The organism is Aeromonas sp. 97A, assembly GCF_051919185.1.
Lineage (GTDB): Bacteria > Pseudomonadota > Gammaproteobacteria > Enterobacterales > Aeromonadaceae > Aeromonas > Aeromonas veronii.
On record NZ_JBQBFF010000001.1, the window covers coordinates 4,323,657 to 4,342,475 of the forward strand.

An 18,819-nucleotide genomic window follows, 5' to 3' on the forward strand; every position below is an offset into this window, starting at 1 on the left:
CCGCCATCCCGGTCGTCTAAGCAACTTCAATCTACCAGCTTGATATCAAATTAGGCTGAAAACGGGGTGTCTTGTGATCCAACTCTCAGATACCCAGCGATACCCCCTCCAAAACAAGTGATATTGATCACATTCGAGAGCTGTAATTCGGCTACATTTCGATCTTTTCTGTTTTGCATAGTCATTTTTTGTGACTTAAATCACTAAAGTTGTTTTGTGGCTCTCTTGTTGAATGGTGATCATCGTCACAAATTCAATTTTTGTATTCGAATGGGACACATCACTCAGTCACTCATCAGCGGGTAGTGACGATGGATCTATCGAAACACTCCATTGCTTACCAATGAATCAATAAATTTGTAACCCGCTTTCAGTTTTTACGATCGGTGATGAGGGCTCTTTTGCGGCTGATTGATGGGAATGGGCGCCAACATGCAGGATGTGATTGCGCGGCAGATGTTCGGGGCGCTTGTTTGCCGCGCAGGGCTGATAGCAGATAAAAACAAACCGCCAGCAGGCGGTTTGTCGGTTTTTGCGATTGAGCCCTGAGCCCTGTCGGGGCGCGGCTGATTGATGGGAATGGGCGCCAACATGCAGGATGTGATTGCGCGGCAGATGTTCGGGGCGCTTGTTTGCCGCGCAGGGCTGATAGCAGATAAAAACAAACCGCCAGCAGGCGGTTTGTCGGTTTTTGCGATCTGAGCCCTGTCGGGGCTGCGGCTTAGTAGAAGCCGGCATCCTCGGGAGAGGGGCGGGTCTTGAAGCGGCGATGGAGCCACATGTACTGCTCCGGCGCCTTGCGCACGGCGGCTTCAATCTCGCGGTTGGCGCGGGCGGCATCAACCGTGTCATCCCCGCTCGGGTAGTCGGCGAGCGGCGCCCCGATATGTAGGGTGTAACCCTCGCTGGTGCGGATGTTGTAGCAGGGCAGGGTGACGGTGTTCTTCACCCGCGCCAGGGTGGCGGTGCCGGTGATGGTGGCGGCCTGCTCTACCGCGAAGTAGGGCACGAACACGCTGGCGTGGCTGCCGTAGTCGTGATCCGGCGCGTACCAGAGGGCGTCACCGTTGCGCAGCGCCTTGATCATCCCCTTCACATCCATCCGGTCTACCAGATATTTGTTGGAGGCGCAGCGACCGTGGTACTGGGCATACTCCAGCACCGGATTGGTGTTGGGGCGATAGACCCCCACGCCGGGGCGAACCAGACCGAAACAGCGGGCGTTGAGTTCAAGCGTCAGGAAGTGGCAGGAGAGCAGCAGCATGCCCTGGCCTTTTTCCATGGCGGCGATGACGTGCTCTTCCCCTTCCACCTTCATCAGGTTGCGCATCCGCCAGTCTGGCCAGAACCAGGCGATCCCCACCTCGAACACGGCGCAGCCCACGCTCTCGAAGTTTGCCTTGAGCAGTTTCTCCCGCTCATCCCGGGTCAGCTCGGGCATCGCCAGTTCCAGATTGCGACGGGCAATCTTGACCCGGGACTTCAATATCCTGGCGGCGAGACGACCGAGCTGACGGCCCAGCCACATCTGGCTACGCCACGGCAGCAGGGTCAGCAGCCAGAGCAGGCCTAGGCCGAACCAGCTGGCCCAGTAACGGGGATGAAACAGGCGGGGCTCCAGGCGGGGAGCGTTGTCATGGGCCATGGCTAATCTCTTGTTCGCAAACACAATCGGGGGATTCTAGCCGAAAAGGGGGGGCGGGGGCGAATGGCTGTGTGCTGGTCAGAGGGGTAGCCTGCGTCCGGTTAGCGTGACAGCGGCGGCAACTGCGGTCGGCTTTTTCTACACCGGATAAAAGAGTGTGATAAAATCGCCCGCTGATTTTTCAGGTTTTGAGAGTCGATACAGATGAAGATCACCCTGCCCGATTTTGAAAAAGCCCGCGTTCTGGTCGTTGGCGATGTCATGTTGGACCGTTACTGGCATGGCCCCACCGGTCGGATCTCCCCCGAGGCGCCGGTGCCCGTGGTCAAGGTTGAACACATTGAGGAGCGTCCCGGTGGCGCGGCCAACGTGGCCCTCAACTCCGCCGCCCTTGGCGCTCATGCCGTGCTGCTTGGCCTGACCGGTCAGGATGAAGCGGCCGATGCGCTGGCAGGTCAGATGGCTGGTGTCAAGGTGGCCTGTGATTTCGTTCGTCTGGCCGACTTCCCGACTATCACCAAGCTGCGGGTGCTGTCACGCAACCAGCAGCTGCTGCGTCTGGACTTTGAAGAGCCCTTCCACTCCGTCGATGCCACCCTGCTGATGAGCAAGGTCGAGCAGGCGCTGCCGAATAGCGACGTGATGATCCTCTCCGACTACGGCAAGGGTGCTCTCAACGACGTGCCCGGCATGATCCAGAGAGCCCGTGCCGCCGGTATTCCGGTGCTGGTCGACCCCAAGGGTACCGACTTCGAGAAGTACCGCGGTGCCACCCTGCTGACCCCCAACATGTCCGAATTCGAGGCCGTGGTGGGCAAGGTGAAGAGCGAAGAGGAGCTGGTCGCCAAGGGGCTGGATCTGGTCAAGCGCTTCGAGCTGGATGCCCTGCTGGTCACCCGTTCCGAGAACGGCATGACCCTGATCCGCGAAGGTCAGCCGGAGTTGCATCTGCCGGCTCAGGCCCACGAGGTTTACGATGTGACCGGTGCCGGTGATACCGTCATCTCGACCCTGGCTACCTCGCTGGCGGCAGGCAAGAGCCTGGACGAAGCCTGTGCGCTGGCCAATACCGCTGCCGGTATCGTGGTCGGCAAGCTGGGTACCTCTACCGTCAGCCCGGTCGAGCTGGCCAACGCCCTCTACACCGAGCAGGAGACAGGCTTCGGCGTCATGTCTGAAGCCCAGCTGAAAGTGGCGGTTCGTGCCGCCCGTCTGCGCGGCGAGAAGGTGGTGATGACCAACGGTTGCTTCGACATCCTGCACGCCGGCCACGTCTCCTATCTGGCCAACGCCGGCAAGCTGGGGGATCGCCTGATCGTGGCGGTCAACACCGACGAGTCGGTTCGCCGTCTGAAAGGGCCGGGTCGTCCGGTCAACCCGACCGAGCGTCGCATGGCCGTACTGGCTGCGCTGGGCGCGGTGGATTGGGTGGTGCCGTTCGGTGAAGATACCCCGCAGCGCCTGATCGCCGAGATCCTGCCGGATCTGCTGGTCAAGGGCGGTGACTACAAGCCGGAAGATATCGCCGGTTACGCCGAGGTGACCGCCAATGGCGGCGAGGTGCGCGTTCTCAACTTCGAGGATGGCTGCTCCACCACCGACATCATCAAGACGATCCGCGAGCGCGGCTAACGTTCTGTTAGCCCCGCAATCTGGCGGGGCTAACTATCGGCGGTAGCAAGCGGCAGAAATACGGACATGAAAAAGGCGACCTTGCGGTCGCCTTTTTCATGTCCGATAGCGGCTATCAGCCTTTGGCTTTTGCCGTGGCAGGCATCAGGCCCTGGTTTACTTCCACCAGGTCCTGCGCTTCCAGAATACCGGCAGCCTGTTTCAGGCTCAGAATATTGAGAATGTAGTTGTAACGGGCTTCCGAGAGCTTCTGCTTGGCCTCGTACAGCTTGCGAGTGGAGTCCAGCACGTCGACGATGGTACGGGTACCCACTTCGTAACCGGCTTCGGTCGCCTTCAGGGCGCTGTCGGCGGAGACCACAGACTGGCTGTAGGCGCGAACCGAGCCGATGCTGGCGTTCACGTTGTTGTAGGAGGAGCGCACTGTGCTCTGCACCGAGCGGAAGTTCTTCTCCAGCAGTTCGCTGGCCGCTACGTAGTTGTATTGAGCCTGCTTCACCTTGGAGCTGGTGGCGCCACCGCTGTAGATGGGCAGCTTGAAGGTCAGACCGATATTGGCCTGATTGTCATTGCCACCCGGAATGCTATCCAGCTTGTAATCGGTATTGCTGGTTTGCAGTCCGGCACCCAGATCCAGCGTCGGCTCATGGCCGGTTTTGGCCAGATCAATCTGCTCCTTGGCAATGTCCTTGCTGATGCGGGCACTGTGCAGTTGCAGGTTCTTGTCCAGCGCCAGCTCCAGCCACTTGTCGGAGCCGAAGGCGGTCTTCTGCGGGCTGAAACGATCGGTGTTCAGCACGTCCAGATTGCGGTGATCGATACCGGTCAGCTCGCGCAGGGTCTCGTAGCTGTTGTCCAGCGAGTTTTCGGCATTGATCTCGTCGGCCAGCGCCTGGTCGCGGGAGGCTTCGGCTTCATGCACATCGGTGATGGCGGTCAGGCCCACTTCGAAACGCTGCTGGGTTTGCTCCAGTTGACGCTCTACCGCAACCTTGTTGGCACGAACGAACTCCAGGGTATCCATCGCCTTGAGCACATCAAAGTAGGCTTTGGCGGTGCGCACCATCAGGTTCTGGATTTCGAGGTTGTAGGCGACATCTGACTGGGTGGCCTGCTTCTCGCTGATATCCAGATTGACCCAGTTACTGCGACGATAGAGGGATTGCGACAGCGTCACCTCACCCTTGGCGTTGGTATTGCTCTGGGTATCGTTCTTGTTTTGCAGATAATTGAGCCCGGCACCCAGATCGATCTGGGGCAGCAGAGGAGCACGGGATTCGTTGATCTTCTCGAAGGCCTGGTCGCGAACGGCTTTGGACTGCAGCAACTGCGGGTCTTTGATCTGGGCTTGCTGGTAGATGTCGAGCAGGTTTTCGGCATGGGCACCGGCACTGACGCCCAGCAACACCATGACTGACAAAAGTGTTCTTTTCATAGATCGTTTTAACCTTATGTAGTAACCCAAACTGGTTGCTGGAGAGGCAAATATTGTCACCGACCAAGCTTGATTGCAGCTTAATCACTCTACTATAAGCAAAATTTAATGCTAAGAGTCTCAGGTCCGGTGACGGGAACGTCAAGAACCGGATGCAGTTTTCTCCTCGCGCGCCTAGCCAAATGGTCTGTGGCTGCTAAAATCCACCCCTCATTGCCATGGTACGCCGAGTGAATGAACGTTCATTCATGTTCCTCGGATTTTATGGTCAAACTGATACAAGTCAAGCTGACGGGAGCCCCGGATGTCGCAGCAACCCTTGCCACAAGATCGGCATTACGCCGCTGATGATGTGAAAATCATCGAAAAATCAGCAGGATATAACGGCTTCTTCAAGGTGAACGTCTATCGTCTGCAGCATCGGTTATTTGCGGGCGGCTGGAACCAGCCCATCGTGCGCGAGCTGTTCGAACGGGGTCATGCGGCCGCACTGCTGCCCTATGATCCGGTGCGCGACCAGATTGTGCTGGTGGAGCAGTTCCGTATCGGTGCCATGGAGACCTGCCCGACCCCCTGGCTGTTGGAGCTGGTAGCCGGCATCATCGATGAAGGGGAGACCGCCGAGGCGGTGGTGCGCCGCGAAGCGGTGGAAGAGGCCGGGATCGAGGTTGCCCGTTGCGAGCACGCCATCAGCTATCTGGTGAGCCCGGGTGGCAGCACCGAGCGGATCGAGGTTTATGTGGGCGAGGTGGATGCCAGCAAGGCGAGCGGTTTGCACGGTCTGGCGGATGAGGGCGAGGATATCCGGGTGCACGTGGTGAGCCGCGAGCAGGCCTATGCCTGGCTCAAAGAGGGGCGCATCGACAATGCGGCCTCTGTCATTGCCCTGCAGTGGCTGGCTCTTAACCATGGCGATCTGCGCGCCCGCTGGCTAGCGGATCGCTGAGGTGGCGCTGACCCTGCAACAGAGCAGGCGCTATGTGCCTGATCTGATGTCCTTGCAGCGTACCTGCGAGGTCAATTACATGGCATTGATGAAACTGCTACCGCCTGATGGGGAAGTCGGGGCTGAACGCCGCTATCGGGTTGGCAACGATCTGCAGTTCCAGCTCACCATTTGTGGTGAGAGCCGCTTCACAACTCAGGTTCTTTTGAGTCAGCACAACCCCGAATTGCCCGAATATCTGCAGGCTCAAATCGAGATTCGTTTGTACCATGATGTGCGGATGGCGGAAGTGTGTGCAGCGCAACAGATTTCCCGTTTGCAACCACGTTATGATTATCCCAATAAAAAGATGCACCAGCGGGATGAAAAGGAGCAGGTAAATCTGTTTCTGGCCGAGTGGCTAAAATTTTGTCTCAGACATGGTACCAGCCCGATCAATATCTCCAGTTGAACAAATAACAAAGAAGCGTGATTTTGGAAACAGAGCTCCCCCAGGTGCAGGACGGCAGTGTGCACCTGTTGCAAATTACTGATACCCATCTTTTTGCCAGTGCCGAGGGTCGGCTGCTGGCTGTGCGTACCGCAGAGAGTCTGGCTGCGGTGCTGGAACAGGTGCAGGCCAACGAACACCCCTATGAGGTGATTCTGGCGACCGGCGACCTGTCACAAGATCACAGCCCGGAGTCCTATCAGCGTTTCGCCTCCATGATGGCGCCCCTTGGCCGTCCCATTTACTGGCTGCCCGGAAATCACGATGACAACCCGCTGATGACCGAGCAGCTTCATGCCGCCGGGATCAGCGAATCCAAGCTGCTGGTGGGCGACCACTGGCAGGTGATCCTGCTCGACACCCAGGTGCGCGGCAAACCCCACGGCATGATCGGCGATCACCAGTTGGCCGCCCTCGACCGCGCTCTGCGTCAGTATCCGGACCGCCACGCCCTGATCACCCTGCATCACCAGGCGGTGCCGGTGGGCTGTGCCTGGCTGGATCAGCACAATCTCAAAAATGCCGACGACCTGTTTGCCGTGCTGGCCCGTCACCCGCAGCAGAAGACCATCCTGTTTGGTCACGTCCATCAGGAGTTTGACGAGGTGCACCGCGGGGTTCGGTTGATCGCCAGCCCCTCTACCTGCATCCAGTTCAAACCGCTTTGTGATGACTTCACGCTGGATGAATCTGGCCCGGGCTGGCGCTATCTCACCCTCTATCCGGATGGGCGGGTGGCCAGCGAGGTGTGGCGTCTGCCGGTGGGGCAGTTTGTGCCCGACCCCAACGCCACCGGTTATTGAGGAGTCGCCATGCAGCCCGTTCTCCTCTACCTGCACGGTTTCAACTCCTCGCCCGGTTCAGCCAAGGCACAGCAAATGGCTGCCTGGGTGGCTGCCAACCGGCCCGACATCGAGGTGATCATCCCGGCCCAACCCAATACGCCTGCGGCGGCCTGGGCGGCCATCGAGCAGACCATCGCTGATCTGCAGAGCCGTTATGGCAACGAATTCAAGCTTGGCGCCGTGGGCAGCTCCCTCGGCGGCTTTATGGCGACCCGGGTCAGCGAGCAGTACGGCTGCCGCGCTGCGCTGATCAATCCGGCAGTGCGCCCGCACGAGCTGCTCTGCGACTACCTCGGCACCCAGACCAATCCCTATACGGGTGAGCAGTACGAACTGCTGCCTGAACACATGGACGAGCTGCGGGCACTGGCGGTACCTGTGACGGTGCCGGAGCGACTCTGGGTGCTGCAACAGCAGGGGGACGAGGTGCTCGACTATCGCAAGGCGCTGGACGAATACCGCTTTGCCCACCTCTCGCTGGAGTGCGGCGGCGACCATGCCTTTGTGGCGTTCGAGCGCTACCCCGCCCAGATCATCCGCTTCCTCGGGTTATAGTCAGGTTTTGAGTCAATAAGGGTGGTCTCGCCCTGCTTGTTCTTCTCCAGATCAAGCTTTCGGTGCGGGGAGTTTGTTCTACCCCCGCCTAGCAGTTAAGATTCCCTCCAAACGTCAATTCGCAAGGCCCTCCATGTCTACTCAATACAATGCGGATGCCATTGAGGTCCTCAATGGCCTTGAACCGGTGCGTCGCCGCCCCGGCATGTATACCGACACCACCCGGCCCAACCACCTCGGCCAGGAGGTCATCGACAACAGCGTCGATGAAGCGCTGGCAGGTCACGCCCGCAATCTGGAGGTGATCCTGCATGAAGACCAGTCCCTCGAAGTGATCGACGACGGCCGCGGCATGCCGGTCGATATTCACCCGGAAGAGGGGGTCAGCGGGGTGGAGCTGATCCTCTGCAAGCTGCACGCGGGCGGCAAGTTCTCCAACAAGAACTACCAGTTCTCCGGCGGTCTGCACGGGGTGGGTATTTCGGTAGTAAACGCCCTCTCCGATCGGGTCGAGGTGACGGTGCGTCGCGACGGTCAGGTCTACGACATCGCCTTCGAGCGCGGCGAGAAGGTGCAGGAGCTGACCATCACCGGCACCTGCGGCCGTCGCAACACCGGCACCCGGGTGCGCTTCTGGCCGCAGGCGAGCTACTTCGATTCGCCCAAATTCTCGGTCACCAAGCTGGAGCACCTGCTCAAAGCCAAGGCGGTACTCTGCCCCGGCCTCACCATCAAGTTCCTCGACAAGAACACCGGCATCAAGCTGGAGTGGTGCTACGAAGATGGCCTCAAGGATTATCTGGTCGACGCGGTCAAGCAGTTCACCTGCCTGCCGGAGCAGCCCTTTATCGGCTCGTTCAGCTCCGAACAGTCCGCCGTGGACTGGGCGCTCTGCTGGCTGCCGGAAGGGGGCGAATGCCTCGCCGAATCCTATGTGAACCTCATTCCCACTGCGCAGGGTGGTACTCACGTCAACGGTCTGCGTCAGGGCCTGCTCGACGCCATGCGCGAGTTCTGCGAGTTCCGCAACCTGTTGCCGCGCGGGGTCAAGCTGACCCCGGAAGATATCTGGGATCGCTGTGCCTACATCCTCTCCATCAAGATGCAGGATCCGCAGTTCGCCGGCCAGACCAAAGAGCGCCTCTCCTCCCGTCAGAGCTCGGCGTTTGTCTCCGGCGTGGTGAAGGATGCCTTCAGCCTCTATCTGAACAGCAACACCGAGCTGGCGGAGCAGATCGCCGAGCTCTGCATCTCCAGCGCCCAGCGCCGGATGCGCGCCGCCAAGACGGTGGTGCGCAAGAAGATCACGCAAGGCCCGGCGCTGCCCGGCAAGCTGACCGATTGTGGCTGCGCCGACCCCATGCAGGGCGAGCTGTTCCTGGTGGAGGGTGACTCCGCGGGCGGCAGTGCCAAGCAGGCGCGGGATCGCGAGTTTCAGGCCATCATGCCGCTGCGCGGCAAGATCCTGAACACCTGGGAGGTGGAGGCCGGTCAGGTGCTCGCCTCGCAGGAGGTTCACGACATATCGGTGGCCATCGGGCTCGACCCCGACTCCAACGACCTCAGTGGCCTGCGCTACGGCAAGGTGTGCATCCTCGCGGATGCGGACTCGGACGGTCTGCACATCGCCACCCTGCTCTGCGCCCTGTTCGTGAAGCACTTCCGCGCGCTGGTGGAGAAGGGCCATGTGTATGTCGCCATGCCGCCGCTTTACCGGATCGATATCGGTAAAGAGGTCTACTACGCCCTCGATGAGGACGAGAAGAACGGCGTGCTGCAGCGGGTCGAAGCCGAGAAGAAGAAGGGCAAGGTGATGGTGACCCGATTCAAGGGCTTGGGCGAGATGAACCCGAAACAGCTGCGGGAAACCACCATGGATCCCAACACCCGCCGTCTGGTGCAGCTCACCATGGATCCGGCAGGAGAGAGCGAAGGGGATGCGGCTGACGAGACTCTGCAACTGATGGATATGCTGCTGGCCAAGAAGCGGGCGAGCGATCGCCGCGAATGGCTCGAAGAGAAGGGCAACCTCGCCATCATCTAAGCCGTCGGCCGGCCCTCTCAGGGCCGGCAAGCATTTAGCCGGAGCCGCCTTGTGGCGGCTCCCGAACCGAAAGAGAAAATCACATGAGTGATGCTATCGAGCTCAGTCTGGACGGGGTAGAGCGCCAGCCAATGCGCACCTTTACCGAACAGGCTTACTTGAACTACTCCATGTACGTCATCATGGATCGGGCTTTGCCGCATATCGGCGACGGCCTCAAACCGGTGCAGCGGCGTATCATCTACGCCATGAGCGAGCTGGGTCTGTCGGCGCTCTCCAAGCACAAGAAGTCTGCCCGTACCGTGGGTGACGTGCTGGGTAAGTACCACCCCCACGGCGACATCGCCTGTTATGAAGCCATGGTGCTGATGGCCCAGCCCTTCTCCTACCGCTACCCGCTGGTGGATGGTCAGGGTAACTGGGGGGCGCCGGACGATCCCAAATCCTTCGCCGCCATGCGTTATACCGAAGCGCGGCTGTCGCGCTTCTCCGAGCTGCTGCTCTCCGAGCTGGGTCAGGGCACGGTGGAGTGGACGCCGAACTTCGACGGCACCATGAAGGAGCCAGTGGTGCTGCCCGCCCGTCTGCCGCACATCCTGCTCAACGGGGTGACCGGTATCGCGGTGGGCATGGCGACCGACATCCCGCCCCACAACGCGCGGGAAGTGGCCTACGCCTGTGCCGAGCTGCTCGACAACCCCAATGCGGGGCTGGATGTGTTGATGCAGCACATTCAGGGGCCGGACTACCCGACCAACGCCGAGATCATCACCCCGCGCGACGATATCCGCAAAATCTACGAGACCGGCAAGGGCTCCATCAAGCAGCGGGCGGTCTGGAGCGAGGAGGATGGCGACATCGTCATCACCGCGCTGCCTCATCAGGCCTCCGGCGCCAAGATCATGGAGCAGATCGCCGCCCAGATGGTGGCGAAAAAGCTGCCGATGGTCACCGATCTGCGCGATGAATCTGACCACGAGAACCCGACCCGTCTGGTGATCGTGCCGCGCTCCAACCGGGTGGATGTAGAGGGGCTGATGGCCCACCTGTTCGCCACCACGGATCTGGAGAAGAACTACCGGGTCAACCTCAACATCCTCGGTCTCGACAACCGGCCGCAGGTGAAGTGCCTCAAGACCATCCTCAGCGAGTGGATCCAGTTCCGCCGCGAGACGGTGCGTCGCCGTCTGCAATTCCGCCTCGACAAGGTGCTGGCTCGCCTGCACATTCTCGAAGGCTTGCTGATCGCCTATCTCAACATCGACGAGGTGATCGAGATCATCCGCACCGAGGATGAGCCGGGCAAGGTGATGGTGGAGCGCTTCAACATTACCGAGACCCAGGCCGAAGCAATCCTCGAGCTGAAACTGCGCCATCTGGCCAAGCTCGAAGAGTTCAAGCTGCGCGCCGAACAGAACGAACTGGCCGAAGAGCGCGACAAGCTGGAGCTGATCCTGGGCTCCGAGCGCCGCCTCAACACCCTGCTCAAGAAAGAGCTGCTGGCCGATGCCGAGAAGTACGGCGACGATCGCCGCACCCCGCTGGTGGAGCGTGCCACCGCCGTGGCGCTGACCGAGAAAGAGCTGGTGCCGAGCGAACCGGTCACCGTCATCCTCTCCGACAAGGGGTGGGTGCGCGCCGCCAAGGGCCACGATGTAGATGTCGAGGGGCTCTCCTACAAGGCGGGGGACAACTACCTCACCCACGCCTTTGGTCGCAGCAACCAGCAGGCGGTGTTCCTGTCGAGCTTTGGCCGCACCTACTCGCTGGAGGCGCACACCCTGCCCTCCGCCCGCAGTCAGGGCGAGCCGCTCACCGGCCGCTTTGCGCTGGGCGCCGGTGAAGAGGTGCGTCATCTGGTGATGGGCAACGAAGGCGAGCCGTATCTGATCGCCAGCGACGCCGGTTACGGCTTTGTCTGCACCTATGACGATCTCATCGGCAAGAACAAGAACGGCAAGGCGCTGCTCACCGTGCCGGAAGGGGGTCTGGTGATGGCACCCCAGAAGATTGGCTCGCCAGAGACCGATCTCTGCATGGCCATCTCCAACGAGGGGCGCATGCTGCTGTTCCCGATGAACACCCTGCCGGTGCTTGGCAAGGGCAAGGGCAACAAGCTCATCAGCATCCCGTCGGCGCGCGTGAAGGCGCGGGAGGAGTTTGTGGTGATGGCTGCCGTCATCCCGCAGGGCCAGTCGGTCACCCTGTTTGCCGGCAAACGCAAGCTGACCCTCAAACCGTCCGATCTCGACTACTACCGTGGCGAGCGCGGCCGCCGCGGCGCCAAGCTGCCCCGCGGTTTGCAGCGCGTCGATCGCATCGAGATTGAACCCGCTGCTGGAACCGAACCGACAGCCGGGGAAAATCAGGAAGGGTAATTAATATAGAAGGGCGCGAAAGCGCCCTTCAATTTTATTAAAAAAGTACATGTGCTTAGTCATAAATGATATAGATCACATGTCAATTAGTTCTAAATTGGTCAAGCTGGTATATTAGTTCGAGCAAGTCAGTTGGCACTTCATTTTTATTGAATGCATCTATTATCTGAACATCTGTAAGGTTCACCTTATATCTCTCTTGGATTGCATCTCTAAGCATCCTTAGAGTTAATTTTCCTGGAATGATTTCCATTCTTGAATTAATGTCGCTCCATAGAGATTCAAAGTTTTTAATTGCATCCAAGCTAATGGTGCTTGTGTCAAGATTGCTTTTTTTATAAAAAGAAATCTTTTTTGAGATATACTGGGCTTGAGCTTCATGTTTCAGTTGGTTTGATATTTCCTCCAGAAAATCCACAATGCCTTTATCAATGTTGATTATATTTCCAGACCTTTTGCTCCTATTTTCAACCTGATTGGTAAGGACTCGCTCTAAAACTGGAATTATGAGCAAATAATTTTCAATTTCTTTTCGCTTATGAATGTGCGCAAATGCCAGTTCACTTCTCAGGTCTTTCGATATTTCATGGATTTCCTCTTTGCAATAATAATCGCTATCATAGATCGCAAAAAGCTTTATGTTTGCATCGATAGTGCTTTTCATTCCCCATGCAAAGGCTTTTATTTTTTCCCATGATGAAAAACCACCTGATTCAAATGCAGTCAAGTCATTACCTGAAGAGAGATCATTGAATCCTAGATTCTTTGCAAATCTTCTAATTATTTTATAGTCACTGAATCCCTCAACAAAAAGTATCTTCTTTGTTCTAGCTAAGTGAGTTAATGTAACGTTCTGTGTAGAGCCTAGAGATTTTATTGCAACCTGAATCTCTTCTATGTCTTTGAGTCTTTTGGCTGAGTGAGTTCCTTTCTCTACTAAGAGTATCTCTGATGGGTCTGCCTCACCAATAATTTCTACTGAATGTGTTGCTAATAATACATCAGCATCAATATCTCTTAGGATGTTAAGCAATTGGCGTTGGATATCTGGATGTAAATATATTTCAGGCTCATCGATAACAACGATATTTGCATCATTCGCTCTAGATAAATGAGTTAGTAATTGGCACCAGATTTGAAATCCAAATCCAGCCCAATATATTTCTCTATCAATTCTGTTTTCCGATACAAACATACTTAGTTTTTTATTTTGAATATCTAACTCTGGCTTAGTTATCTTCATCCCAGGCCATGTTGATGATATCATTTCTGAGAATGATAACCAGTCGTCACTAAAATAATGCCAGTAGTTTCTAAAGTGTCTACATGCTCGGTGGGTATTTAATGAATTTTTAACTGTATCCTCGTTGACATACATTTCTTGGTGTTCAAGAGGTCCAAGACTGGAACTACTTGTATGTTAATTGGGAAGGCCTTTTTGAATTTTGTTGTTGTATTTACTATCGCGCCTTCATTTTCCCAATATAGAATACATCCACCTTCATTAGGGAAGAATAGAAATAATTTGTTTTTGTTTGTTAGCCTAAATTCAATTTTACTATCCTCTTCATTATAATCGGTAGCAACATTTTCAAGAGATAGGCTAATGGATTGCTCCGGCACTCTATGGCCGAAGCCTGTTCGACCATCGAAGAATGGGACTCTTTCCGCATTAAGTCTTCTCGCTTTTCTTAATGCAACATCTAGGATTCTGAATGCACTAATAATTGTGGATTTGCCCGCATTATTGGGGCCTACTAAAATATTTGTGTCACTTAAGCTTACGGAGTAATCCCTAAGAGCTTTAAAATTAGTGAATTTAATTGAGCTTATTTTAACTTTATTCAATTTTAACTCCGATACTAAATAGGCTGAGTTCAATGATTTGGACTTAGTTCAAATATAACTCCACTATAAAAAACTAATTTTTATTTAATCAACAGGTTATAAAATGGGAGGGGTTATTGTCGTGATGGTTGTCACGTAATCTGGTCGTAGGTCTGATTAGCGAAGCGTAATCAGACGATCGCGAAAACCGGTTGCCGTAATTCTGTTGGTGCTCCAGCTGATCTCTTCTCTATGTCCATAGACACCGAGATTGCGGTGCGGACGATTACGCTTCGCTAATCGACCCTACGTGCTCCTGCTTGATTTAACGCCCTGCGGCTTGTCGATGGCTTCTGCTGGGATGGCTTGTGTCCCCTCATCCCCGACCCTTCTCCCCTTATCTATGACAAAGAGTGGGAGAAGGGAGCAGAGATCGCAGCCATTGATAGTGACCGTGGTATGGCGTGATAGCTAAGGGTGACAGCTATGGCTACAGGTTGGCAGGCACTGGTTCCCTCTCCCCTTGGGAGAGGGTTAGGGTGAGGGAAAGCTGACTATAGGGGCAAACATCACAATGGGCGCCAGGTTGCCAGCCAGCAAAAGATCCACCCATCCCACCAAAAGAGAAGGGCCCCGCCATCCATGATGGCGGGGCCCTTTGCATGATCAGCCGCGTTGCTGATTCAACCGTTCGCAGTGGCAGGGGCCAGTGAAATGGCTGGCCCGAACCCGATTAGACAGGAATGGCAGTGGCCGCCGGAGGCGGGGTGATCTTGGAGGCGATCAGCTGTCGCAGGCGGGGCACCAGCAGCAGCAACACCACGCCGCCCGCCAGTGAGCCCCAGCCGAGCATATTGAACACCGAGCTGTAGCCCGGGTTGGTGGCCACCGGAGAGCTGCCGATATTCTGCGGCATGGCGCCGGAGACATAGCCCGCCAGCACCGAGGCGATGCCAGTCACCATCATCCAGCAACCCATCATCAAGCCTTGCAGGCTGGCGGGGGCCAGCTTGCCAATCATGGCGTAGCCGATGGGGGAGATCAGCAGCTCGCCAAAACTCTGCAGCACATAGCTGATGGCGATCCACTTGAAGGCGACCAGCCCGTCGGCCCCCGCCAGATGGATGCCGATCGGCAGCACCAGCATGCCGAGCCCCATGCAAAACAGGGAGGCGGCAAACTGGGAGGGGATATCGATATTCCAGCCCTGTTCGCGCAGCCGCTTGAACAGCAGCGCCATCAGGGGGCCACCGATGACGATGACGAGGGTGTTGATGTTCTGGATCCACTGGGGGGCGACCCGCAGCCCGAACACGTTGAGGTTGATGTTGTGCTCGGAGAAGAGCATCAGTCCCATGGGCGCCAGCTGATAGAGCGACCAGAAGATGAGGGAGCCAAGGGCGAGGATCAGGTAGGCCACCATGCGGCTGCGCTCGGCGGCGTCCGGATGGCGGGCGGTCATCACGCAGAGCAGTACCAGCACCACGGCCCCCAGGATCAGCACAAAGCTGCCGCTGAAGCTGGCGTGGGTCAGCAGCAGGCGCAGCGCCGGCACCAGCATGGCCAGAATGGCGATACCTGCCAGCATGCGGCGGTAGAAGCCGCTCCCTTTGACGTGGCGCAGCGGGGTGCTGATATCCGCCAGAATGGGCCAGCAGGCGAAGGTGGCGATAATGGCGATGATGTTGCCCAGCGTCGCAAACAGGAACAGGGTGCGGTAATCCTCGGTGAGCTGGAAGTAGCCCGCCACCGTGAAGCCGATAAAGAAGCCCAGATTCATCCCGGCGTAGTTCCACAGGAAGGCGCTCTCGCGGCGGTGATCATCCGGGGCGAAGCGCTGGGTCAGCATCATGTTGAGGCAGGTGACGTTGAGGCCGCTGCCGGTAAGGAACATGGCGAGCCCCCAGTAGAGGCCGGTGCTCCCCATCTCGGCGATGAAGTAGCAGCCGATCACCTGCAGCACCATCCCCATCACGAACAGGTTGCGGTTGCTGAGGTAGCGCCCGCCGAGATAACCGCCAAACAGGTGCAGGCCATAGTTGAAGGCCCCGAAGACCCCCATCATGGCGTTGGCCTGGGATTCACTGAAGCCGAGCCGCTTGGTGGCGTAGAGCACCAGCGTGGAGTAGAGCACGGCAAACCCCAGGGTCGAGAAGGTCTGGATAAAGAACAGCGCCCCGGAGCCGGGGGGAATGGTGGGGTGTTGATTCGAAGCGCTCACGGTCTGTCTCCTGTGAGAGAAGAAAGTCATAACTCGTCCTGAGAGCGTACCGGTCTGCTGCCGGCTAGCCTTGTGCGCTTCCATGCTGGTCTGAAGGCCGGTCTGTCATTTAGCGGCCAAGCGGTGCAAATAGCCATACCTGAAATTTAATCCGGCGCGATTAATTGCTTTTTATTGATCTATTCCGCCTTTTTATGCGCGATTGAGCCGTGGTTTTAGCTCGGCTTACCACGGGATTGCGGCATGGTTGATGTGATCCAGTCGGCTATTTGGTGCCGATTGTGGCGCTGTAACGGGATCTGCGTCCAGCTTTGTTGTCCCGAAACGCAGCTGGCGCCAAGTTGTTGTATTGCAGGTTGTTTATTCATCCTCGGGTATTGAGTGAATAAATATCGGGAAGAGAAGGGGCAGCCCGAGGGAGTTTGCGTTTTTCCCCTCTCACTTTGGCAGAGGGTCAGGGTGAGGGGACATCCCGGATAGAACAACGCCCGGCGGGCCGGGCGTTGGGTTATCCCACATTGGGGGCAACAAAAGAGGCGGCGAAGGGCGCCCTAGAAGTTGTGGTAGAGCGGCCAGCCAAGCAGCGGGTGCTTGAGCCCGGCACGCATCTCGATGTTGTCGAGCTTCTCCGGCGAGGCGTTCTCTTTTTGCAGCCGCTGGTACTGGCGCACAAAGCCGAGGGTGTGCAGCAGGTTCGGCACAAAGCCCGGGCTCAGCTCCTGACGCAGGGCGGCGGCCATGTCGGCGGGCAGCGCGCTTAGCATCAGGGCGAGCTGGGCGGCGAGGTAGTCGGTGTCATACCAGCCCTCGTCGAGCTCAATCTCCCGCGCCAGCTTGCGCTTGAGATCCTGCTTCACCTTGAGCGGGGCGGCGCCACTGCCCTTGCCGCAGAGGATGCGGTAGAGCAGTGCTTCGGCCAGCTTGTCCTCCATGGTGGGGTGGTCGCTCTCGCAGGCGAAGAAGTGCTGGTCGATGAGCCCCATCAGCCGGCTCTTGTTGTGCTCGGTCAGCGCCTTCTCGTACTCCTGCCACCCTTGCCACTCCTCCACATCGGGCGGGCTCGAGATCTTGTCCAGCAGGCGGGCATCCACGTCACCGTAGAGGCTGTTGCCAGCCTGCTTGGGGCTGACGGTGATGAGCATCGACCAGCCCTTCTGGAACGGCTTGATGGGGCCTTCCGGCGCCTGCAGCAGCGCCAGTGCCTTGGCCGGATCCCGCGCCGAGAGCTCCTGCAGGCCGAGGCTCACCACGCCGATGACGTCGTGGGCGGCCTGCTCCAGCAGGTGCATCTTGTACTTGTTGTAGTACTTGTCGGCGAATTTGAGGCTCATCAGCACCGCCTTGCCCTTGATGGCGGCCAGCTGTTGCTCGCTCAAACGTTCATTGTCGCGGCCAAAGCGCAGCACCTGGGTCAGAAAGGGGCCCTGGTTGGCATCGCGAATGACTAACTGCATGAATGGGCTCCTTAATCCAGAAAGCTGAACATGTCGTCGACGTCGCCGTACTCGTCTTCCTCGACCTTGTTCTTCTCTTTGGCCTGCATCACCAGCTCGGCGGCAAACTTGTTGATGATGCCGTCCCAGGTGGAGTGCTCGTTGCGCAGCAGCGCCTTGATGGCTTTCTCCACCTCGGGGGCCAGCTCGCGAATGAGCATCAACAGGCTTCTCGGGTCATCCAGCGCATAGTCGTGGACATCCTCGCTCTGCTGGCGCTCGCTGTAGCGCAGGGACTCTTCGAGATCTTCCTCTTCGGCGTGCAGCACGTCGCGATAGCCTTCGTCCTCTTCATAGCGATCGCCGCGATAGAACTCGATAAAGGGGATGGCGAGGTAGAAGAGACCGGCCGGATCTTCGGCCACGCACTCGAGGATCTCGCGCTGCTTGGCTTCGCTATCCTGGGTGCGGATCAGGTAGTTGAGGAAGTCGAAGGTGTGCTGTTGCAGCTCATCGGCGTTGTTCTTGATCGCCTCTTCCCAATAGAGCGGCTGCTGGCAGACGATGTCGCGGATCCGCTCCGGGGTCATCAGCTCGGAGATGATGGAGGGGAAGGAGATATCGTGCTGGCCGTTAATCTGGGTCAGGGTAACGATATCAATGTTTTCAATCACTTCTGCCAGCTGGTCGTCAGACATGGTCTTGGCGATCAGCTCGAACTTCTCGCTGGCCTGCTTCGGCTCGATAACGGCCAGCTCTTTGATCTCGATGGCGGTAATTTCTATCAGACTGTTGCTCATGCCTTGCCCCAATTAGAAACGGACTTCGTCGTACATATCCTGATCGCCGTCGTCATCACCATAGCGGTCACTGCCGCCGTGGTAGTCGGCGTCGGCATCTTCCCCGTCTTCATCTGCTTCGTCGCGCAGCTCATAATCGTCATCGCCGCGGTGGCTACCGCGCGGCAGCGGGTTGTCGAGCAGGAACAGCACGGCGCAGGCTTCCATCAGCTGATCTTCGCTCTGGGCCCGCACCGCCTTGACCAGCGGCAGGGCGGCATTGTTGAAGCCGACGCTCACCTTGAACTCGTCCCAGCTTGGCTGCTCGCCGCTGGCGAGCCACTTGTTCCACTGCGACTTGGCCTTGGCCGGGAACTGCACCCGGCCATAGAGGGCCAGCGGCAGATACTCGGGCATAAACTCCAGCATGCTCATATCGGCCAGCAGCAGGCTCTTCATCTGGTCGGTGAACTGTTCCAGCCCCTTGGGGTCGTCCTGATCCCGGTAGGATTCGATGTTTTCGCTGGCATCGCTTTGCAGCGACTTGAGCCGCGCCTGGTCCCATCTCTTTTGCATAGTTGCTCTTTCT

General features: G+C 57.7%; 15 protein-coding genes. 7 read left to right on the forward strand and 8 right to left on the reverse strand.

Annotated features, from left to right (window positions below):
- Positions 1–721: 721 nt before the first annotated feature.
- On the reverse strand, positions 722–1,645 hold the full coding sequence (lpxL, locus tag ACTG27_RS19835) for an LpxL/LpxP family Kdo(2)-lipid IV(A) lauroyl/palmitoleoyl acyltransferase (protein ID WP_064341620.1): 924 nt from the start codon (positions 1,643–1,645) through the stop codon (positions 722–724).
- 204 nt (positions 1,646–1,849) lie between these two features.
- On the opposite strand from lpxL, the gene hldE reads away from it, so the two are divergent.
- Entirely contained in the window at positions 1,850–3,277 is a 1,428-nt protein-coding gene (gene hldE / locus ACTG27_RS19840) for a bifunctional D-glycero-beta-D-manno-heptose-7-phosphate kinase/D-glycero-beta-D-manno-heptose 1-phosphate adenylyltransferase HldE (RefSeq protein WP_005335903.1), read from the forward strand.
- A gap of 115 nt (positions 3,278–3,392) precedes the next feature.
- On the opposite strand, the gene tolC is transcribed toward hldE, so the two are convergent.
- Positions 3,393–4,712, reverse strand: a complete 1,320-nt coding sequence (tolC, locus tag ACTG27_RS19845) for an outer membrane channel protein TolC (protein WP_005335902.1) — start codon at positions 4,710–4,712, stop codon at positions 3,393–3,395.
- A gap of 304 nt (positions 4,713–5,016) precedes the next feature.
- Here tolC and nudF point away from each other — a divergent pair, with 304 nt between their 5' ends.
- The 6 genes from nudF to parC all read left to right on the forward strand — a co-directional run bounded on the left by nudF (position 5,017) and on the right by parC (position 11,970).
- Positions 5,017–5,658 (forward strand): ADP-ribose diphosphatase, encoded by a 642-nt coding sequence (gene nudF, locus ACTG27_RS19850; protein ID WP_204382553.1) that lies wholly within the window; start codon positions 5,017–5,019, stop codon positions 5,656–5,658.
- A 46-nt stretch (positions 5,659–5,704) separates the two neighbouring features.
- Positions 5,705–6,109, forward strand: a complete 405-nt coding sequence (locus tag ACTG27_RS19855) for a DUF1249 domain-containing protein (RefSeq protein ID WP_439980545.1) — start codon at positions 5,705–5,707, stop codon at positions 6,107–6,109.
- Positions 6,110–6,132: 23 nt separating this feature from the next.
- Positions 6,133–6,951: a 3',5'-cyclic-AMP phosphodiesterase gene (gene cpdA / locus ACTG27_RS19860; RefSeq protein WP_439980241.1), complete on the forward strand. Its 819-nt coding sequence runs from the start codon at positions 6,133–6,135 to the stop codon at positions 6,949–6,951.
- Between the two features lie 9 nt (positions 6,952–6,960).
- Positions 6,961–7,548, forward strand: a complete 588-nt coding sequence (locus ACTG27_RS19865) for a YqiA/YcfP family alpha/beta fold hydrolase (RefSeq protein WP_439980243.1) — start codon at positions 6,961–6,963, stop codon at positions 7,546–7,548.
- Positions 7,549–7,681: 133 nt separating this feature from the next.
- The gene (gene parE / locus ACTG27_RS19870; RefSeq protein WP_042032652.1) at positions 7,682–9,592 is read left to right on the forward strand and encodes a DNA topoisomerase IV subunit B; all 1,911 of its coding nucleotides are present in this window, start codon (positions 7,682–7,684) and stop codon (positions 9,590–9,592) included.
- 83 nt (positions 9,593–9,675) lie between these two features.
- Positions 9,676–11,970: a DNA topoisomerase IV subunit A gene (gene parC, locus ACTG27_RS19875; RefSeq protein ID WP_439980245.1), complete on the forward strand. Its 2,295-nt coding sequence runs from the start codon at positions 9,676–9,678 to the stop codon at positions 11,968–11,970.
- A gap of 82 nt (positions 11,971–12,052) precedes the next feature.
- Here the strand turns inward: parC and ACTG27_RS19880 are convergent, their stop codons facing one another.
- The 6 genes from ACTG27_RS19880 to atcA all read right to left on the reverse strand — a co-directional run bounded on the left by ACTG27_RS19880 (position 12,053) and on the right by atcA (position 18,806).
- Entirely contained in the window at positions 12,053–13,213 is a 1,161-nt protein-coding gene (locus ACTG27_RS19880; RefSeq protein WP_439980247.1) for an ATP-dependent nuclease, read from the reverse strand.
- Between the two features lie 98 nt (positions 13,214–13,311).
- Positions 13,312–13,818, reverse strand: coding sequence for an AAA family ATPase (locus ACTG27_RS19885; RefSeq protein WP_439980248.1), 507 nt, complete (start codon positions 13,816–13,818; stop codon positions 13,312–13,314).
- A gap of 712 nt (positions 13,819–14,530) precedes the next feature.
- Complete coding sequence (locus ACTG27_RS19890; protein WP_439980249.1) at positions 14,531–16,018, reverse strand: peptide MFS transporter; 1,488 nt, start codon at positions 16,016–16,018, stop codon at positions 14,531–14,533.
- Between the two features lie 551 nt (positions 16,019–16,569).
- A complete protein-coding gene (gene atcC, locus ACTG27_RS19895; protein ID WP_439980250.1) occupies positions 16,570–17,472 on the reverse strand; it encodes a cold adaptation protein AtcC in 903 nt (300 codons plus the stop codon).
- 11 nt (positions 17,473–17,483) lie between these two features.
- A complete protein-coding gene (atcB, locus tag ACTG27_RS19900) occupies positions 17,484–18,251 on the reverse strand; it encodes a cold adaptation protein AtcB (protein ID WP_005335887.1) in 768 nt (255 codons plus the stop codon).
- A gap of 12 nt (positions 18,252–18,263) precedes the next feature.
- Positions 18,264–18,806 carry a cold adaptation protein AtcA gene (gene atcA / locus ACTG27_RS19905; RefSeq protein ID WP_439980252.1) on the reverse strand — a complete coding sequence of 181 codons (543 nt, stop codon included), beginning with the start codon at positions 18,804–18,806 and terminating at the stop codon, positions 18,264–18,266.
- Positions 18,807–18,819 lie beyond the last annotated feature (13 nt).

What these genes read in the sequence shown, in the direction of transcription:
- lpxL (WP_064341620.1), bottom strand. Translation starts at nt 1,645, where the DNA reads ATGGCCCATGACAACGCTCCCCGCCTGGAGCCCCGCCTGTTTCATCCC.
- hldE (WP_005335903.1), top strand. Translation starts at nt 1,850, where the DNA reads ATGAAGATCACCCTGCCCGATTTTGAAAAAGCCCGCGTTCTGGTCGTT.
- tolC (WP_005335902.1), bottom strand. Translation starts at nt 4,712, where the DNA reads ATGAAAAGAACACTTTTGTCAGTCATGGTGTTGCTGGGCGTCAGTGCC.
- nudF (WP_204382553.1), top strand. Translation starts at nt 5,017, where the DNA reads ATGTCGCAGCAACCCTTGCCACAAGATCGGCATTACGCCGCTGATGAT.
- ACTG27_RS19855 (WP_439980545.1), top strand. Translation starts at nt 5,705, where the DNA reads ATGTCCTTGCAGCGTACCTGCGAGGTCAATTACATGGCATTGATGAAA.
- ACTG27_RS19865 (WP_439980243.1), top strand. Translation starts at nt 6,961, where the DNA reads ATGCAGCCCGTTCTCCTCTACCTGCACGGTTTCAACTCCTCGCCCGGT.
- parE (WP_042032652.1), top strand. Translation starts at nt 7,682, where the DNA reads ATGTCTACTCAATACAATGCGGATGCCATTGAGGTCCTCAATGGCCTT.
- parC (WP_439980245.1), top strand. Translation starts at nt 9,676, where the DNA reads ATGAGTGATGCTATCGAGCTCAGTCTGGACGGGGTAGAGCGCCAGCCA.
- ACTG27_RS19880 (WP_439980247.1), bottom strand. Translation starts at nt 13,213, where the DNA reads ATGAAGATAACTAAGCCAGAGTTAGATATTCAAAATAAAAAACTAAGT.
- atcC (WP_439980250.1), bottom strand. Translation starts at nt 17,472, where the DNA reads ATGCAGTTAGTCATTCGCGATGCCAACCAGGGCCCCTTTCTGACCCAG.
- atcB (WP_005335887.1), bottom strand. Translation starts at nt 18,251, where the DNA reads ATGAGCAACAGTCTGATAGAAATTACCGCCATCGAGATCAAAGAGCTG.
- atcA (WP_439980252.1), bottom strand. Translation starts at nt 18,806, where the DNA reads ATGCAAAAGAGATGGGACCAGGCGCGGCTCAAGTCGCTGCAAAGCGAT.